15 protein-coding genes and 1 pseudogene are annotated in these 18,977 nt (G+C 61.5%); 9 read left to right on the top strand and 7 right to left on the bottom strand.

The window, feature by feature from the left end:
- Positions 1-8: 8 nt before the first annotated feature.
- The 6 genes from aat to ACO07C_RS05755 form a co-directional block, all read right to left on the bottom strand.
- Complete coding sequence (gene aat, locus ACO07C_RS05780) at positions 9-626, bottom strand: leucyl/phenylalanyl-tRNA--protein transferase (RefSeq protein ID WP_421913246.1); 618 nt, start codon at positions 624-626, stop codon at positions 9-11.
- 12 nt (positions 627-638) lie between these two features.
- Positions 639-1,982, bottom strand: coding sequence for an acetyl-CoA carboxylase biotin carboxylase subunit (accC, locus tag ACO07C_RS05775; RefSeq protein WP_421913245.1), 1,344 nt, complete (start codon positions 1,980-1,982; stop codon positions 639-641).
- Between the two features lie 10 nt (positions 1,983-1,992).
- Entirely contained in the window at positions 1,993-2,457 is a 465-nt protein-coding gene (gene accB, locus ACO07C_RS05770) for an acetyl-CoA carboxylase biotin carboxyl carrier protein (protein WP_421913244.1), read from the bottom strand.
- A gap of 26 nt (positions 2,458-2,483) precedes the next feature.
- On the bottom strand, positions 2,484-2,918 hold the full coding sequence (aroQ, locus tag ACO07C_RS05765; RefSeq protein WP_227347763.1) for a type II 3-dehydroquinate dehydratase: 435 nt from the start codon (positions 2,916-2,918) through the stop codon (positions 2,484-2,486).
- A 149-nt stretch (positions 2,919-3,067) separates the two neighbouring features.
- On the bottom strand, positions 3,068-3,871 hold the full coding sequence (locus tag ACO07C_RS05760) for a DsbA family protein (protein ID WP_421913243.1): 804 nt from the start codon (positions 3,869-3,871) through the stop codon (positions 3,068-3,070).
- A 62-nt stretch (positions 3,872-3,933) separates the two neighbouring features.
- Positions 3,934-5,325, bottom strand: a complete 1,392-nt coding sequence (locus ACO07C_RS05755) for a M48 family metalloprotease (RefSeq protein WP_421913242.1) — start codon at positions 5,323-5,325, stop codon at positions 3,934-3,936.
- A 214-nt stretch (positions 5,326-5,539) separates the two neighbouring features.
- Between ACO07C_RS05755 and ACO07C_RS05750 the strand changes: the two genes are divergently transcribed.
- Positions 5,540-6,688, top strand: a complete 1,149-nt coding sequence (locus tag ACO07C_RS05750) for a pyridoxal phosphate-dependent aminotransferase (protein ID WP_421913241.1) — start codon at positions 5,540-5,542, stop codon at positions 6,686-6,688.
- 4 nt (positions 6,689-6,692) lie between these two features.
- On the top strand, positions 6,693-7,622 hold the full coding sequence (locus tag ACO07C_RS05745; RefSeq protein ID WP_421913240.1) for a glutaminase: 930 nt from the start codon (positions 6,693-6,695) through the stop codon (positions 7,620-7,622).
- Between the two features lie 102 nt (positions 7,623-7,724).
- Here ACO07C_RS05745 and ACO07C_RS05740 read toward each other — a convergent pair whose 3' ends face one another.
- On the bottom strand, positions 7,725-10,625 hold the full coding sequence (locus tag ACO07C_RS05740; protein ID WP_421913239.1) for an Rne/Rng family ribonuclease: 2,901 nt from the start codon (positions 10,623-10,625) through the stop codon (positions 7,725-7,727).
- Between the two features lie 654 nt (positions 10,626-11,279).
- On the opposite strand from ACO07C_RS05740, the gene ACO07C_RS05735 reads away from it, so the two are divergent.
- From ACO07C_RS05735 to ACO07C_RS05705, 7 genes and pseudogenes are all read left to right on the top strand, one after another.
- On the top strand, positions 11,280-12,542 hold the full coding sequence (locus ACO07C_RS05735) for an N-acetylmuramoyl-L-alanine amidase (protein ID WP_421913238.1): 1,263 nt from the start codon (positions 11,280-11,282) through the stop codon (positions 12,540-12,542).
- 213 nt (positions 12,543-12,755) lie between these two features.
- On the top strand, positions 12,756-15,212 hold the full coding sequence (locus ACO07C_RS05730; protein WP_421913237.1) for a penicillin-binding protein 1A: 2,457 nt from the start codon (positions 12,756-12,758) through the stop codon (positions 15,210-15,212).
- Positions 15,213-15,333: 121 nt separating this feature from the next.
- A protein-coding gene (prfB, locus tag ACO07C_RS05725) for a peptide chain release factor 2 (RefSeq protein WP_421913236.1) occupies positions 15,334-16,465 on the top strand; the annotation gives its coding sequence in 2 pieces (ribosomal slippage) (positions 15,334-15,399 and positions 15,401-16,465; 1,131 coding nt in all).
- 78 nt (positions 16,466-16,543) lie between these two features.
- Entirely contained in the window at positions 16,544-16,948 is a 405-nt protein-coding gene (locus tag ACO07C_RS05720; protein WP_421913235.1) for a GFA family protein, read from the top strand.
- A gap of 198 nt (positions 16,949-17,146) precedes the next feature.
- On the top strand, positions 17,147-17,521 hold the full coding sequence (locus tag ACO07C_RS05715; RefSeq protein ID WP_421913234.1) for a hypothetical protein: 375 nt from the start codon (positions 17,147-17,149) through the stop codon (positions 17,519-17,521).
- A 246-nt stretch (positions 17,522-17,767) separates the two neighbouring features.
- Positions 17,768-18,137 (top strand): annotated as a pseudogene (locus tag ACO07C_RS05710) (GFA family protein).
- A 167-nt stretch (positions 18,138-18,304) separates the two neighbouring features.
- Positions 18,305-18,955, top strand: coding sequence for an OmpA family protein (locus tag ACO07C_RS05705; protein WP_421913233.1), 651 nt, complete (start codon positions 18,305-18,307; stop codon positions 18,953-18,955).
- The last annotated feature ends 22 nt before the right edge of the window (positions 18,956-18,977 follow it).

Genomic DNA, 18,977 nt, shown 5'->3' with positions numbered 1-18,977 from the left:
GCTTGGCTTCACGGAAAGAAGATGGCTTCACCCTTTAATGCCTCGGCCAGCATCTTCTCATACTTACCGCGCGGCACGTCTACGGCGCCGAAGCGCTTCAGGTGCTCGGTGGTGAACTGGGTATCCAGCAGCGCGAAGCCACGCGCTTTCAACCGTTCGACGAGATAGAACAGGCAGGTCTTGGAAGCATCGGTTTCCTTGGCGAACATGCTTTCTCCAAAGAACACGCGCCCCAGCGACACGCCATAGAGTCCGCCGACCAGCCGCTCCTCGCGCCAGGCCTCGACGGAATGGCAATGACCCATGCGGTGCAACTGCAAATAGGCTTCGCGGATCGGCGCATTGATCCAGGTCGACCGGCGCTCCTCGCGCCGTTCGGCACAGCCATCGATCGTGGCTTCGAAATCGAAATCGAAACGGATGTCGAACGGATTTTTCTTGATGGTTTTCTTCAGGCTCTTTGGCGTGTGAAAACCATCCAGCGGGATGATCCCGCGCGTCTCCGGCCGCACCCAGAACACCTCTGGATCACCGGCGCTTTCCGCCATCGGAAAGACGCCGGAAGCGTAGGCCTTCAGCAAAAGATCGGTGGGGATGCGATAGCCGGGCGCGAAGGGGCGGGTCATCGCGTCCCCGCGCTACTCGCCTTTGGCCAGGTATTTTTCCAGCCAGTGGATGTCATAGTCGCCATTGGCAATGTCGGCATTGCCGACGAGATCGCGAAACAGCGGCAGAGTCGTCTTGATGCCGTCGACAACGAACTCATCCAGCGCCCGCCTCAGACGCATCATGCACTCGACACGGTTGCGGCCGTGCACAATCAGCTTGCCGATAAGGCTGTCGTAGTAGGGCGGTATCTTGTAGCCGGAATAGACGCCGGAATCGACGCGGATGCCCAGGCCTCCCGGCGTGTGGAAATGGGTGATCGTGCCGGGTGAGGGCGTGAAGGTACGCGGGTCTTCCGCGTTGATGCGGCATTCGATGGCGTGGCCGTTGAACTTGATGTCTTCCTGCTTCACCGACAGGCCGCCGCCTGAAGCGACGCGGATCTGTTCATGCACGAGGTCGATGCCGGTGATGGCTTCCGTCACCGGATGCTCGACCTGCAGGCGCGTGTTCATCTCGATGAAGTAGAACTCGCCGTTCTCGTACAGGAATTCGATCGTGCCGGCGCCCGAATAGCCGAGATCGGCAATGGCCTTGGCGCAGATGCCGCCGATACGGGCGCGTTCTTCTGCATTGAGCGCGGGCGAGGGCGCTTCTTCCCAGACCTTCTGGTGGCGGCGCTGCAGCGAACAGTCACGCTCGCCGAAATGCACGCCCTGGCCAAAACCGTCGCCAAACACCTGAACTTCGATGTGGCGCGGTTTTTCGAGATACTTCTCGATGTATACGGCGTCGTCGCCGAATGCCGCGCCCGCTTCCGTGCGCGCTGTCTGCAGCGCGACCTCCAGGTCGGCTTCGGTATGCGCCACCTTCATGCCGCGTCCGCCACCGCCGGCCGAGGCCTTGATGATCACCGGATAGCCGATCTCGGCGGCAATGCGCCTGGCTTCCTTTTCCTCGGTGACGGCGCCATCGGAGCCCGGCACCACGGGGATGCCGAGACGCTTGGCTGTGCGCTTGGCCTCGATCTTGTCACCCATGATGCGGATATGATCGCCGGACGGGCCGATGAAGGTGATGTTGTGCGCGGCCAATATGTCGGCGAACTTCGCGTTCTCCGACAGGAAACCGTAGCCGGGATGCACCGCGTCGGCGCCGGTAATCTCGCAAGCCGCGACGATCTGGTGAATGTTCAGGTAGCTGTCGCGTGACGGCGGCGGCCCAATGCAAACGCTTTCGTCGGCAAGCCTTACATGCATGGCGTCGGCGTCGGCCGTCGAATGCACCACCACGGTCTGGATGCCGAGCTCCTTGCAGGCGCGCAGCACCCTGAGAGCGATTTCGCCGCGATTGGCGATGAGGATTTTCTGAAACATCCGGCCTGCTCTACTCGACCACGACGAGAGGCATGCCGTACTCGACCGGCTGTGCGTCCTCGAACAGTATGGCCTTGACCGTCCCGGCGCGCGGCGAGGGAATCTGGTTCATCGTTTTCATCGCTTCGATGATCAGCAGCGTCTGGCCTTCCTTCACCTGCTGGCCGATCTCGATGAACGGCTTGGCATCGGGCGACGGCGCCAGATAGGCGGTCCCGACCATCGGCGAGGGGACCGCGTTCTTGGAAATGTCGGCCACCGCCGCCGGGGCCGGTGCCTGAGCGGCAGCGGGCTGCGCCGGCGCATAGGACGACGCCTGCGGCGCCGCGATCGCATGGACGGCTGGCGCCTGCCGCGATACGCGCACCTTGAGGTCGCCCAGTTCAACCTCGATCTCGGTGAGGTTGGTGTCGTTCAGGATGCCCGCCAGATCGCGGATCAGCTGCTGGTCAACACCGGTCTTCTTTATCGACATTTTGGAGCCTTCTGTTTGTTGGCCGGTCATAGGCGTGCCGCCAGCGCTTGCAGCGCCAACGTATAGCCCAGCGGCCCGAAACCACAGATCATGCCGACCGCAACCGGCGCGACCATGGAGACGTGGCGGAATGATTCCCGCGCGTGGATGTTGGAAAGATGGACTTCAGCGACAGGCAGCGGCGCGATGGCGCGGATGGCGTCGTGAATGGCGATAGAGGTATGGCTGTAGGCGCCTGGATTGATGACGATGCCAGCCGCCTTGTCTCCGGCTTCCTGGATCCAGTCAACGAGGTCGCCCTCATGATTCGACTGGCGGAAATCGATTTCGAGCCCAAGCGTTGCACCCGCTTCCTTGCAGTCGTCGGCAATGGCGGCAAGCGTCTTTCCGCCATAGATTCCCGGTTCGCGCTTGCCGAGCGCGTTGAGGTTGGGACCATTCAGGACGAAAACCGTTTTCAAAAAATGCCGACCTTTCCCGGCGCCGGCCTCAAGCCGGCGCGCCGGACCCTCTATAATGGGCATAGACGCCTGCGAAAAGAGCGCAAGTACGTTCTTTCACTGTCCACAACAGGCGGAAATGTGGCCGTGAGGAAAAATTCCCCAACCAATCAGAGTGCGGCTTTCGCCGCCTCGATCTTTTCCGCCAGCACTTCCTGTCCGAGCGCCCCGAACACGACCTCGTTGCCGACCACATAGGATGGGGTTCCGGTGATCGCCAGCTTGTTGGCAAGGTCATAGGTCTTGTTGATGGCCTCGGCGATCGTCGGGTCCTTCATCTTCTCGCGCAGCGTGGCTTCGTTGGCGCCGAGCGACAGCGCGACCTTGATGGCCGCAGCTTCGGTGGCACGACCCTGGCCGCCCAGCAGCGCATTGTGGAACTCGCCGTATTTCTCAGGCATCATGAGGTGAAATGCCATCGAGACGACACTTGCCTTCTGTGAATCCGGGCCGAGAATCGGGAATTCCTTCAATACGAACCGCAGGTCCGGATCGGTCTTCGTCAGGGCCTTCATATCGTCGATGGCGCGTTTGCAGAAGCCGCAATTGTAGTCATAGAACTCGACAATGGTGACCTTGCCATTGGGATTGCCGACGACGCCGTCAAAGCTGGAATTGAAGATCTGGTCCTTGGCGCTATTGATCACCCCAAGATGAGCGATGCGCTGCTCTTCCTTCTGCTTGGCCTCGAGCGCGTCCTGCACCTCGAGAAGCACTTCCGGGTTCTTCAAGAGATAATCGCGGATGATGCCTTCGACCTCGGCCCGATCGATCTTTGTATCAGGCGACGCCGCCTGGGCGGACTGCGTGGTGCCGGCCCTTGCCATCTGTGGATTTCCAGCCACGAATCCGAAAGCAAGCATGGCAAGCGCTATTGCTGCTCCCGTGGTGCCCAACAGAACTGCCTTGTTCATGGTTCCTGTATCCTTTTGCCTGTTCCGGTCCACTTGGTCGTCGCGCATCGCCGGATGGTTCACTAGATTTTGCCTGGCGGCGTATAGTTTACGATGTCCTGCGCCCGGAGCCAGCCCGGCTCGCCGCGCTTGAGGGTTTTCTGCGCCCGCATCGCGAAGATCTTAGCATCCTTGTAGTTGCCGGAATAGAAATGCCCTTCGGCTGTCGCGAGTTCCGCCGCGCTGACGTCGCCAAGCTCGCCATAGGCTTGTGCCAGATATCGGTACCCGTCGGCGTTTTCCTTGTCGCGCCCGAGGCCATTGTTGATCTGGACCACCGCCTTCTTCAGGGAATCCGGCGTGCCGATGGCCATAAGCGCCTGACCGTAGGAGACGGGCAGCAGGCCGGACCGTGCCGGGTCGAGAGTGACCGCCTTGGCGTAGGCTTCCGCTGCATCCTTCGGCTTGTTTGCTTTCATCAGGATGTCGCCGCGCAGCTCCTGGAAATAGGGATTCTTCGGCTGTGCCTTGATCAGGGCGTTGGCCTTGGTCAGCGCGGCACCGAGATTGCCGTAGAGGTAGGCCGCCTGTGCATCGCCATATTGCGCCGCGAGGCTGCCCGGCATCTTGCGCACCAGCCGCGACAGGGCGGCCTGGCCTTCCATATAGGCGGCGATCTTGACGCGCATCATGTCGTGCCGCTGCTGCAGCGCGGGCGGGTCTACCTTGTCGACATTGGGGCTCTGCTTCACCAGCACTTCAAGATTGGCGATACGTTCCTGCGGCATCGGATGGCTGATCCGGTATGGATCGATCTGTGTGCCCGACAGCGACAGAGCGCTCTGGAAGCGGGCAAATGTCTTCAGCATGCCCATGCCGGATTGGCCGGTGGCGTTGAGGTAGGTGATCGCCGAACGGTCGGCCGTGACCTCTTCTCCTCGCTGATAGGCCAGGATGCTGCGCTGGGCCATTTCGCCTCCGCCGGCAGCCACACCCACGCCCGCACCGGCGAGACCCCGGCTGTTTGTGGTTGCGCCGGCGACAATGGCGCCGGCACCAAGCAGCGTTGCGATGATGGCCATCGTCTTGGCGCGTTCGAGCTGTTCGCGCAGCTTCTGTTGGTGACCGCCGGCGATGTGGCCTGCTTCATGGGCGATGACGCCGATGATCTCGTTTGGTGTCTCGGCCGTCATCAGCGCACCGGTGTTGATGAACATGCGGCGCCCGGTAACAAAGGCGTTGAAGCTCCTGTCGTTGACCAGCACGATATCGATGCCGTCATTGCCAAGGCCTGCGGCCTTGAAGATCGGCCGCGCATAGTCTCGCACCAGCGCCTCGATCTCGGCATCGCGAACAACAGGGACATTTTGCGCGAAGGCATTGAACGTGCCGGCCACCGCGACGGCGGCGGCAAGCGACAGCGTCGCGAAAACGCGCGCTGTTCTGACGATCGCTGATTTGGGTCGGCTCAACATGACAAGTCCACTGGTAGACGAGCGGGCGAAGGATGAAAAGTCGGCGCCGAGAACTTACTGAACTTGTGATCCCCATATCAATCGGGCATTTGTGCGGCATGGCTGCCTGACTTGGTACGGGCCGCCAGTGAGGCGCCCACACGCAATTCTGCTCATGTGTGCTCGAACTTAATTCGGATTCCGGATTCGCTCGCCGGCAAGGAAACGAGGTCAAATGGTTGTTTCGCTTTCGCGCCGCGGCGAGGTCGAGCCGTTCCATGCCATGGATATCCTGGCCGAGGCCAACCGGCTGAAGGCCAGGGGCGTGCCGGTCATATCGATGGCTGTCGGCCAGCCTTCGGACCCGGCGCCGGCACCTGTGCGCGCGGCAGCGGCTAAGGCGCTGGAGGACGGCCGAATCGGCTACACCGACACGCTCGGTCTCGCGGCTTTGCGCAAGGCCATCGCCGATCACTATGGCGACCACTACGGGCTTGATGTCTCGCCCGGACGGGTCGCCGTCACCACTGGATCATCAGCCGCCTTCAACCTGGCATTCCTGGCCATGTTTGATCCGGGCGACCGCGTCGCCATCGCAGCGCCCGGTTATCCCGCCTACCGCAACATCATGGCCGCGCTCGGCATCGAAGTGGTCGAGGTCGAACTCGATGGCGCCGCCTATCTGCATGCCGATCATCTGCGGGCCGCGCATCACGAAAAACCGTTGAAGGGTGCCCTGTTCGCCAGCCCGGCCAATCCGACTGGAGCCGTGATTCCCGCCGACCAATTGTCGGCGCTTGTGAGGACGGCGGATGAACTTGGCATCGCCGTGATCTCGGACGAGATCTACCATAGGCTCGCCTATGCCGCGCACGACACGACAGCGCTCGGCCATGGTCCGGACGTGACGGTGATCAACTCCTTCTCGAAATATTACTGCATGACCGGCTGGCGGATCGGCTGGATGGTGCTGCCGGAAGAGCTGGTAAGACCGGTCGAGCGTATCGCCCAGAGCCTTTACATCTCGCCGCCGGAGTTGTCGCAGATCGCGGCGATCGAGGCGTTCAAGGCAACGCCGCAGCTGGAGGCGGTGAAGGCGCGCTACGCGTGGAACCGCGAACTGCTGATGAAGCGCCTGCCTGAACTCGGCTTCGTGTTGGCAGCGCCAATGGACGGCGCATTCTACGCTTTCTGCGACGTCACCAGGCATACCAATGACAGCATGGCCTTCGCCCGAAAAATGCTGGCCGAGGCGCATGTCGCGGCGACACCCGGGCGCGACTTCGATCCGCTGCAAGGAAATAGGACCATGCGCTTCTCCTATGCCGGCAGTCACGACGACATGGTAGCGGCTATGGCGCGCATAGAGAATTGGCTGAGGTAGCGCCATGCCGGAACTCGAACAGGCCTTGGCCGACGTCGCTGCTGAAATGGCGGAGCGGACCGACCGCGGCGAAGTCGCCAGCTACATTCCCCAACTCGGCAAGGTCGATCCGAAGAAGTTCGGCATTGCCGCCGTCACCAATGACGGTCGCTCGTTCGTGGCTGGCGATGCCGATCAGCCTTTCTCGATTCAGAGCATCTCGAAAGTCTTCACGTTGACACTGGCGCTCGGCAATGTCGGCGATGCGTTGTGGAAGCGGGTGGGGCGCGAACCGTCGGGCAATCCGTTCAATTCGATCGTGCAGCTCGAGCATGAGAACGGCATTCCCCGCAACCCCTTCATCAATGCCGGCGCCATCGTCATTTCGGACATTCTGCTCGCGGGTCACCAACCGCGCGAGGCGATCGGCGAGATCCTGCGCTTCATCCAGTTCCTGGCCGATGACGAGACGATCATCATCGACCGCGAGGTCGCGGCCTCGGAACGCGCCACCGGCTACCGCAACTTCGCGCTCGCCAACTACATGAAATCCTTCGGCAATCTTCACCACGAGCCAGATCTTGCCCTGGGTGTCTATTTTCACCATTGCGCCATAGCCATGAGCTGCCGGCAACTGGCCATGGCCGGCCGGTTTCTCGCCAATGGTGGCAAGAACCCTGCAACAGGACATTCGGTTGTATCGGCCGAACGTGCGCGGCGCATTGGCGCCATGATGCTGACCTGCGGCCACTATGATGGTTCCGGCGATTTTGCCTTCCGCGTCGGCATTCCCGGCAAGAGCGGCGTCGGTGGCGGCATATTGGGGATCGTGCCCGGCGTGGCTTCGCTCGCCGTATGGTCGCCGGGCCTCAACGCCAACGGCAATTCCAAGCTGGGGTCGATCGCGCTGGAAAGACTGGCCAAGATGATGAACTGGTCGATCTTCGCTCCGTAGCGTCAGCTCTCGATCCAGGGAGTTCAAATATGAAAAATCCCGCGCCATCTTTGATGACGCGGGATTTTTTTGTCGGAAAATCAATGTAACGAATTGAAAGGCTTAGAAAAAGCCCTTCCGTTGCCACCAGCCGGCTCGCTTCGGCTTCTCTTCGGCCTTTTCGGCCGGTTGTTCGTCAACCGTGGACGACACCACCGGCACCACCGGAGCATCAACCGCCGCGGGCTTGCGGCGCGACGCGCGCGGCGCTTTTGCAGCCGGCTCCTCGGCCGGCGTTGCCGGCGTTTCTTCAACCACGGAATCCGCCACCACGACCGGCGTTTCGGGCGCGGCCTCGGTCAAAGGCGCCGCTTCCGCCACGGCGTCAGTTGCGGCCTTCTTCGGCTTGGCGGCGCGACGCGGCTTCTTCGGCTTCTCGGCAACCGGCGCGTCGTCGTTGGCCGGCGCTAGCGCCGCCGGCTCTTCGACGGGTATGACGGCGACCGCCTCGGTTGCGGCGACCTCGACTTCAGAGACGGCGTCGACAGGGACATCGCCTTCCGAAGCCTCGGAGGTTTCACCGGTGCCGGCATCGCTTGTCTCGCCTTCGCCGTCTTCACGGCGATTGCGCTTGCCGCCGCGCTTTCCGCGCCGGCGCTTCTTGCCCTGGCCGTCATCCGAAGCTTCCACCGCTTCGGTGACGCCCACCTGTGCCTCATCGTCCGATGCCTGTTCGATGCTTTCATCGCTTGCGGATTCCGAGGCGCCATCCGTGGGTGCCGAGATGGATGCGCCTTCAACTGGTGCGCCATGTTCGCGGTCGCGATCCTTGCCGCCACGACGCCTGCGGCGCTTGCGACGCTTGCGATCGCGGCCTTCGCCATCCTCGCCGGACCTGGGCTGCTGTGCCTGCTGCGGCTGCTGGGCGTGACGCGGCTGCTCGGCCTGCGCCGGAGCCTCGTCCTCCTCTTCGACGATGATCTCGTCCTCGGGCTCCTCCGCCTCGTCATAGGCCGGCAGGCTGCGCGCCTCGACGAAGCCTTCGGGCTTTTCGGCCAGCGCGCCGCGGAAGATCGCATAGTGCTGGGCACTGACGCTGTCGTCCGCCTCGATGGTGATGGTCAGGCCAAAGCGGCTTTCGAGTTCCACCAGCGTGCCGCGCTTGTGGTTGAGAACGTAGAGTGCGGTCGCCGCCGGCGTCCGCACGGTGATGTGGCTGCGCGAATCCTTGAGCAGGAATTCCTCGATTGCCCGCACCACCATGAGTGCCACGGACGAATCGGACCGCACATGGCCGGTGCCCCCGCAATGCGGGCATGGCTTCATGGTCGATTCCAGCACGCTGGCGCGAATGCGCTGGCGCGACATCTCCATCAGGCCGAAATGCGAGATACGGCCGACCTGGATGCGGGCACGGTCGTTCTTGAGGTGATCCTTCAACCGCTTCTCGACGGAGCGGTTGTTGCGGTTCTCCTCCATGTCGATGAAGTCGATGACGATCAGGCCGGCAAGGTCGCGCAACCGGAGCTGACGAGCGACTTCCTCGGCCGCTTCCAGATTGGTGTGGAGCGCTGTGTCCTCGATCGAGTGTTCCTTGGTGGAACGGCCCGAATTGACGTCGATGGCAACCAGGGCTTCGGTCTGGTTGATGATGATGTAGCCGCCGCTCTTCAGCGTCACCTGCGGCTGCAGCATGCGGTCGAGCTGCGCCTCGATGCCATTGCGCACGAAGATCGGCGTCGTGTCGCGGAACGGCTGAACCACCTTGGCGTGGCTCGGCATCAGCATGCGCATGAAGTCCTTGGCCTCGCGATATCCTTCGTCGCCGGAGACCAGAATCTCGTCGATGTCCTTGTTGTAGAGATCGCGCACCGAGCGCTTGATCAGGCTGCCTTCCTCATAGACGAGGGCAGGGGCGGTGGACTGCAGCGTCAGGTTCCTGACATTCTCCCAAAGCCGCATCAGATATTCGTAGTCGCGCTTGATCTCTGCCTTGGTCCGGCTTTCGCCGGCTGTGCGCAGGATGACGCCCATGCCCTGCGGCACTTCGAGGTCGGCCACGACTTCCTTAAGCCGCTTGCGATCCTGTGCATTGGTGATCTTGCGCGAAATGCCGCCACCACGCGCCGTGTTCGGCATCAGAACCGAATAGCGGCCTGCAAGCGACAGGTAAGTGGTGAGTGCGGCGCCCTTGTTGCCGCGCTCTTCCTTGACGACTTGCACGAGCAGGATCTGCCTGCGCTTGATCACTTCCTGGATCTTGTACTGGCGGCGGACCGGCTTGCGGCGGTTTCGCACTTCCTCCAGTGCATCCTCGGCGCCGACCGATTCGATCTCATGGTCGTCCGGATGCGAGGACTGAACCTCCTCCAGCATGCCACGGTCATTGTCGGAGGATCCAGCCTCGTCCGTTGCGCCTTCGCTGTTAGCTTCCGCGTGTGGCGCCGCTTCGGAGATCACATCCGCGTCGACAGCCGCCGCGATGGATGTGGTTCCGTCCTCGGACGTCTCTGGCTCGCCGTGGTCAGCCTTATCGTCGCCATGCGCGGTTGCATCGGACGACGTGTCCGCATTGTCGGGAGCAGCATGTGCCTCTTCCGAAATGGCTTCCTCGCCAGCGTCGCGCTTGTGCTCTGCGCGCTCACGACTCTTGCCGCCACGGCGGCGTCCGCGCCGGCCGCGATCACGGCTCTGGCGGTCTTCCCCGTCGCCGTCTTCGTCCTCTTCGTCTTCCGCCTCCTGCGCTTCGGCGCGCAACAGGGCCTGACGATCGGCGACCGGGATCTGATAATAGTCTGGGTGTATTTCACTAAAGGCGAGGAAACCGTGGCGGTTGCCGCCGTATTCGACAAAGGCTGCCTGAAGGGAGGGTTCGACGCGCGTTACGCGGGCGAGATAGATGTTTCCTTTGAGCTGCTTCTTGTCTTGTGATTCAAAGTCGAATTCTTCGATGCGGTTACCGCGAACGACGACAACTCGTGTTTCCTCCGGGTGGGAGGCGTCTATCAGCATTTTGTTGGGCATTATTTCGTTTCCCCCCGGCAGCCGTCAGCCGCAGCTTGCGGGGAAAAGCCCGCTGCTGTGGGTCTGGTTGATTCTGGGTGCCGGATAATTGAATGTCCGCCAGCCGCCGCTTGAGCGCCATGGTGGTACCGCCCGCAGCCATATTGGCGCGGTTTGATGCGGACCTTTCCATGATTGCGCTTGAAGCCATCGTAACCGGCAGAACCTTTTGAACCAAAGCCCGGGAAAAACCGGACCAGCTTGTTTGCTCGTACAGAGCCGGCGCGGGACGATCCCGGCCGTTTTCTTCACGCAAGCGATTCCCCCGCCACGGGAGCACACTTGCGAAATTCGTCGCGATCACCTGAAGCCTTTTCGCTTGAAGCGAAAGGAGCCGCCTTTCATCTGACCTGTAGCAGTAAGCTGCGGAGGAGAGCGGTTCCAGGATTGCAGTGATCCACCATCGCTTTTATGATTTGGCGGGGTGGAAGGCAACCCCGATTTCCGATGCCGGCAAAAAGCAGTTCCGTAGCGGAAGCCAGGCCTCGATCACGCATGAAAAGGCTTGGTTAACCTTCTCTGGATACCAATCGTTAATCGAGTTCGCGGCGTAACCGGCACTTCGACGAACGCAGGCCCGGCGCTTGACGCCAAACCGGGGGCGACTGGAAAGAGATGGGACGGGCAGACTTCACGGACAAGGGGCCTCGTGCCGGTGGCTGGTTCTCGCGCGCCATGCTGGCCTTGATGGTGATGTCATTGTGCCTTGCTTTGCCGTCACTTTCGCAGGCTGCCGATGCGCCTCTGAAGGCGACCGGTTACAAGATGGCGGGCGATGCCACCAAGATGCGCATCGTCATGAACTTCGACCGTGAACCCGATCTGAAATGGTTCCTGCTGCGCGGCCCGAACCGGCTGGTCGTTGACCTCCAGAACACGAAATTCGCTCTCGACGCCAAGGATCTGAAGGCACGCGGCCTTGTGAAGGCTGTGCGCCTCGGTGATCTGGGTGAGGGCGTGTCGCGGTTGATCTTGACCGGCAAGGGGCCGTTCGCGGTCGACAAGCTCGATGTGCTCAAGAACGACGACGGCACGGGCTATCGGCTGGCCATCGAGATGTCGGCTGCGTCCGAGCGGGAGTTTGACGAAGCGCTGGCCAACCAGGCATTGACCACCGGCTCAACCGTCTCGACCGAAAAGGGCGAGAGGGTCGGGAAGGGGCCGACGACGGCCGCGGGCCATCGCTTCACCATCGTCCTCGATCCGGGCCATGGTGGTGTCGACGGCGGCGCTGAAGGGCTTAACGGTACCATCGAAAAGAATGTCACGCTCGCCTTCGCCACCGAATTGCGCGACAAACTCGCCGCGACAGGTAACTACAATGTGTTCATGACGCGCGACACCGACGAGTTTCTTCGGTTGGACGACCGCGTCCGCATTGCCCGTCAGCACGAAGCCGACCTGTTGATTTCGATCCATGCCGACACCATCAGCGTCAAGGGCATCAGGGGTGCCACCGTCTATACTGTCTCGGACAAGGCGTCCGACCCGCAGGCGCAGGCGCTCGCCGACCGCGAGAACCTGTCGGACCAACTCGCGGGCATGGAGATCAAGGATGACAACAAGGAAGTGACGGATATCCTGATCGACCTGATCCGTCGTGAGACCCACGGTTTTTCGATGAGTTTTGCTCACACGCTGGTTGGCCAGTTGTCCACCAGCGTCGGCCTGATCAACAATCCACAGCGTTCCGCGGGCTTCAGGGTGCTAAAGGCCCCGGATGTTCCTTCGGTTCTTGTCGAACTCGGCTATCTGTCCAACGCGAAGGACGAGGCCCAATTGCTGGATGCGGACTGGAGAGGCAAGGCGGCGCAGAGCATAACCAACGCCGTTGCCTTGTTTGCCGCGGCCAAGGCTGAAAATAGAACTGGAGGGTGAGATGCCCGGCGCCGCCCACAACCACAGGCGGCGTTGTATGGCGACAACACGTGGCGTTTTTATTTTCGGCATCCCGGGCCGAAATTCGCCATTGCCGTATTTTGTCCACATGGTCGCGACATGGGTCTTCCATTACGGATTGGGACCGTCTGGAAAGCTTGCGCGAAAGGCGGCTTCGTTTAGGAAAATCCCGAACCAAGGACTGGAGCGGGCATGATTCGTCTTATTGGCTATTTCTTCGGCATCGGCACGACGCTGGCCCTTTTGGTCGCGGCGGGCCTTGCGCTGTATATCAGCCATCTGTCGAAGGACCTGCCCGACTACGAGGTTCTTGCGAAGTACGAACCGCCGGTGACGACGCGCATCCATGCATCGGATGGATCGCTGATGGCCGAGTACGCGCGCGAGCGGCGTCTGTACCTGCCGATCCAGGCCATTCCGGATCGCGTCAAGGCAGCGTTCATGTCCGCCGAGGACAAGAACTTCTACAACCATCCCGGCATCGACGTGACCGGTCTTGGCCGCGCCGTTATCGTCAATCTGCAGAATTTCGGCTCCGGCAGGCGGCAGGTTGGCGCCTCGACGATCACCCAGCAGGTGGCGAAGAACTTCTTGCTGTCCTCCGACCAGACCTATGAGCGCAAGATCAAGGAGATGATCCTCGCCTTCCGCATCGAGCAGGCCTATTCGAAGGATCGCATTCTCGAACTCTATCTCAACGAAATCTTCTTCGGCTTCGGCGCCTATGGTGTCGCGGGTGCCGCACTCACCTATTTCGACAAGTCGGTGAATGAGTTGACCGTCGCGGAGGCCGCATATCTGGCCTCGCTGCCGAAAGGCCCCGCTAACTACAACCCCTTCAAGCATGCCGACCGTGCGCTCGAACGCCGCAACTGGGTCATCGACCAGATGGTCGCGAATGGCTACGTCACGCATGACGAAGGCGAGAAGGCAAAAGCCTCTCCGCTTGGCGTTACGCCGCGCCGCACTGGCACATATCTGTTCGCCGGCGAGTATTTCACCGAGGAGGTGCGCCGCCAGATCATTTCGCGCTACGGCGAGAATGCGCTTTACGAAGGCGGACTTTCAGTCCGCACGACGCTTGATCCAAAGATCCAGATCATTGCCCGCAAGTCGATGCAGAACGGATTGCTAAAATACGACACGCTGCGTGGTTATCGCGGACCGGTGACGAAGATCGATGTTTCCGGCGACTGGGGCGTGCCGCTGGGCAACGTCAAGGGACTGGAGGACGTGCCGGAATGGTCGCTTGCCGTGGTGTTGGACAGTTCTTCGACCGGCCTGTCCATCGGCCTTCAGCCGACGCGGCAGGCTTCGGGCGACATCGTCAAGGAGCGTGTCACAGGCACCGTCAGCAAGGACGACATGGGTTTCGCCATGCGCCATGTCGTCGATGGCAAGACCGTCAAGGCCAAGTCGCCGGCGGAGGTGCTGAAGCCGGGCGACGTCATATTCGTGCAGAAGAACGATGGCTCGGATGGAACCTACAGCCTGCGCCAGATTCCGGAAGTGGAAGGTGGCCTGATCGCCATGGATCCGCACACGGGCCGTGTGCTCGCGATGGTCGGCGGCTTCTCCTACGCGCAGTCGGAATTCAATCGCGCCACCCAGGCCATGCGTCAGCCGGGCTCGTCGTTCAAGCCGATCGTGTACTCGGCCGCGCTCGACAATGGCTATACGCCGGCTTCGGTGATCATGGATGGACCGATCACCATCCAGAGCGGCAACACGACCTGGACGCCGAAGAATTATGACGGGACCGTTGCCGGGCCGGCAACCCTGCGGTCCGGTATCGAAAAATCGCGCAATCTCATGACAGTGCGGCTTGCCAACGACATGGGCATGAAGCTCGTCGTCGAATATGCCGAGCGTTTTGGCGTCTACGATCATCTGGCGCCGTATCTGCCGATGGCGCTCGGCTCTGGCGAGACGACCGTCATGCGCATGGTGTCGGCCTATTCGATCATGGCCAATGGCGGCAAGTCGATCAAGCCGTCGCTGATCGACCGCATCCAGGACCGCTATGGCAAGACCGTGTTCAAGCAGGACGAACGCGGTTGCGAGGGCTGCAACGCCACCGAATGGCATAACCAGCCTGAGCCGGAACTGGTCGACAATTCCGAGCAGGTGCTCGACCCGATGACGGCCTATCAGATCACCTCGATGATGGAAGGTGTCGTGCAACGCGGCACGGGCGCCACAATCGGCGAACTCGGCCGGCATATCGCGGGCAAGACCGGCACGACAAACGACGAGAAGGACGCCTGGTTCATTGGCTATACGCCGAACCTCGTTGTCGGCCTCTATATGGGCTATGACACGCCGCGCGGCCTTGGCCATGGCGCCACCGGCGGCGGTCTGGCGGCTCCGATCTTCAAGGACTTCATGCGCGTGGCGCTGGACGGCACGCCCAATGTCGACTTCCAGGTTCCCGACGGCATGAAGCTGATTGCCATCAACCACAAGACGGGCATGCGCGCGACCGCGGGCGACCCCGGCACCATCATTGAGGCTTTCAAGCCGGGTACCGGACCGGCCGACAGCTACTGGGTTATCGGCATGGGCGCCGATGGCTCCAATGCGACGGGGGGTGCGCTGTCGCCCCAGGCCAATCAGGCCATCCAGGATGGCGGCGGCGGCCTTTATTGACCTGAGATGCGTTTCGATGGGCCGGCACCAGCCGGCCCATTTCACTTTACAGGCGCCGGTGCCGTGCCTATGTATCGCGCCGATCAAGGCATCATTCTCCAACAGGACAGAACAGCAGCCCATGCGCGCGGAAACGCAGAATATTGTCGACGAAATCAGGCAGGCGATAACCCTGCTGAGGAGGCATCTTTGACTGGGATCAGGCCATAAAGCGGCTTGAATACCTCAATGTCCGTGCCGAGGATGCAAGCCTCTGGAACGAGCCGCAGGAAGCGCAAAAGCTGATGCGCGAACGCCAGGGCCTCGAAGATGGCATCGCGGCGGTCAAGGGCTTCACACAGGCGCTGGAAGACAATATTGGCCTGATCGAGCTTGGCGAGGAAGAAGGCGACGAAGGTATCGTGGCGGAGGCGGAAGCCGCGATCCGCTCGATGCGTGGCGAAGCAAAAGCCCGCCAGATCGAGACCCTGCTGTCGGGCGAGGCCGACGCCAACGATACCTATCTCGAAGTCCATGCGGGCGCCGGCGGCACGGAGAGCCAGGATTGGGCCTCGATGCTGCTGCGCATGTATACGCGCTGGGCCGAGCGTCGCCGCTTCAAGGTCGAGGTGCTGGAAGTGCATGACGGTGAAGAAGCCGGCATCAAGTCCGCCACGCTGCTGATCAAGGGCCACAATGCCTATGGCTGGCTCAAGACGGAATCGGGTGTCCATCGACTGGTGCGTATCTCGCCCTATGACAGCAATGCGCGCCGACATACGTCCTTCTCCAGCGTCTGGGTCTATCCCGTCGTCGACGACAGGATCGAGATCGACGTCTCCGAATCCGACGTGCGCATCGACACTTATCGCTCGTCCGGCTCGGGCGGCCAGCACGTCAACACCACCGATTCGGCCGTTCGTATCACCCATCTCGCCACCGGGATCGCGGTCGCTTGCCAGGCTGAGCGTTCGCAACACAAGAACAAGGCCAAGGCCTGGGAAATGCTGCGCTCGCGGCTCTACGAGGAAGAGCTCAAGAAGCGTGAAGCTGTGGCGAATGCCACCGAGGCTTCGAAGAGCGACATCGGCTGGGGCCACCAGATACGATCCTACGTCCTGCAACCCTATCAGTTGGTCAAGGATCTGCGCACCGGCGTCGAGAGCAGCAGCCCTTCGAGCGTGCTCGATGGCGATCTCGACGAGTTCATGGAAGCCTCGCTGTCGCAGCGTATCGAGGGCGGCTCCGGCGAAGCGGTGGCGGATCTGGACTAGGCTGGGACAACCGCAGGGCCGTATCCGCGAGGTGCGGCCCGCCGGTTAGTGCTCGGTTGGGCATGCCAGGAGGAGTCGATGGCGCGCAAGCTTTCCGGGAAATGCCTTTGCGGCGCCGTCCAATATGCCGTGGCGGACGAATTCATCTACGCGGCCAATTGCCATTGTTCGAATTGCCGGCGCTCGACCGGTTCGGCCTTCAAGCCATTCGCGGGCATCGAACGTGCCAAGCTCAACCTTACCAACGGTGCTCGCGATCTCCTGATCTTTGGTGACGAAAGCGCCGACCACGATACTCACTGCAAGCTATGCGGATCGCTGCTCTATTCGGTTGTGCGAGAAGGTGCTTTCGCTCACGTCCCCATGGGTACGCTCGTCGACGATCCGGCAATCCGGCCGACCATGCACATCTTTGTCGGCTCCAAGGCAGCGTGGTTCACAATCACCGACGATCTTCCTCGATTTGAAGAACACGCGACATAGGCTGACCCATCCACAGGCAGCCATGGGCCCCGCGATCTCTTGCGCCGACTCATCAATCGGCTCAACATGCGGGTGAGGGACAAAAAGCATTTATGGCCGGGCGCGGCATATCTGCGAACTGTCGATCTGGCCACTGGGAAGATACGTTCCGGGAACGGGCAAGCGCAATGCTTGAAACTCGTTTGAAAGGAACGTGTCATGTCTGCTGCCACAATTCGACCGGCCAAAGCCGTTCAACCGGCTGGCCGACGCCTGTTTCTGCTCGCGGTCGGCGCGATCGTGCTGCTCACGCCAACCGCCTCCGCTCATGACGCCAAGCCAACCGCCGCCATGCCGCAAGGCTGGAGTTATCCATTCGCCTGCTGTGCGAACTATGATTGCCATGAGGTGCCGCAGACATCCATCAGCGAGCGCCCCGACGGCTACGTCATCAAGGATACGGGGGAGGTGGTTGCCTATAGCGACAAGCGGGTCAAGAATTCGCCCGACGGCGAATTCCACTGGTGCGCGCATCAAGCCGGGCTTGATGCCGGCAAGACCATCTGCCTGTTTGTGCCGCCGTCTTCCTTCTGACGCATGTTGCCCAAGAGTGCGCCGCGGTTTTCGGCGACGGCGTGCGCAAGACAGGACTAAAGCGCGTCGCAAGAATCCGTTCAAACGCGACGCGCTTCTGGCTGGGTGGTTCGGTTTGCGCTTGGAACTCCTGGGTTTGGATCGCGCGCAACGATCCGTGCTGACAGCGGCCGGCAGGTGGTTGTCAGACGAACCGCCTTGTGTTGCCATTGCGCATGGGCGGCGGCAATCGTGAGGAGCTCGGTCATGATCATCAAGGCAAGTTGCCACTGTAAGGCGACCACATTCGAGGTTTCGCAGGCGCCGCGGACCGTCACGCAATGCACATGCTTTTTTTGCTCGAAGCGCGGCTCCTTGTGGGCCTTACTACATGCCGTCACAATTCAGGCTCACCAGTCCGCCCGAAAATGTCTCGTTCTATCAATGGGGGTCGAGAGCCGTTAAGCACGGCTTTTGCGCCGTATGTGGCTGCGGCACCTTCACCGAAACACCGGACTGGTCGACAGGAAAGCCGGATTTCGACAATCCGAGGATCAGCGTGAACTCGCGCCTGTTGGACGATTTCGACCTCGACAAGGTCGAACTGGTCATCATCGACGGCAAGAATCTCTGGTAGGTGTTCCAAGCTGGTCGCCGCCGATCGCGCCGCGAACGGAATCCGGCCGGAAAAGCCGTGGCTGCTGCTTTCCCCATTCCGTTTTTCGCCGTATTTCATGGTACAAGGCATTGGAAGGGCTGATTTGGCGCGTCGCGATCGACCGCGTTTTGAGAGGGACGATTTCTATGAAAAAGACTGTGCTCGCCGTTGTGGCGACGGCTGTGCTTGTGAGCGCTTGCACCACCACCGACCCGTACACCGGAGACCAGAAGATTTCCAACACCGCCGCCGGCGCCGGGCTTGGCGCGCTCGCGGGTGCGGGCCTCGGTCTGCTCGCGGGAGGCAATGACCGCCGGAATGCGCTGATCGGCGCGGGCATCGGCGCGCTCGCCGGCGGCGCCATCGGCGCCACGATGGACCAGAACGAGGCCGAACTGCGCAGGCAGCTTCAGGGCACCGGCGTGAGCGTCACCCGTAGCGGCGACCAGATCATCCTGAACATGCCCTCCGACATTACCTTCAATGTCGATCAGGACGCGGTGAAGCCGGGCTTCTACCAGACGCTGAACTCCGTGGCCCTGGTTCTGAAGAAGTTCCGCCAGACCACCGTCGACGTTTTCGGCCATACCGATTCGACTGGCGGCGACCAGCACAATTTCGATCTGTCGCAGCGCCGGGCCTTGGCTGTCGCCAACTATCTGTCCGGCCAGGGCGTCGATCAGCGTCGCTTCGCCGTCACCGGTTTTGGCAAGACGCGTCCGATTGCGTCCAATGCCACCGCCGAAGGCCGCGCTCAGAATCGCCGGGTCGAAATCCAGCTGTCGCCGCTCACCTGAGCAACGCGGCATCCAATACAAA

Source organism: Mesorhizobium sp. (genome assembly GCF_965229135.1).
Classification (GTDB): Bacteria; Pseudomonadota; Alphaproteobacteria; order Rhizobiales; family Rhizobiaceae; genus Mesorhizobium.
Note: the sequence above shows the minus strand (reverse complement) of the source record. Positions and strands in the feature narration are given on the sequence as shown.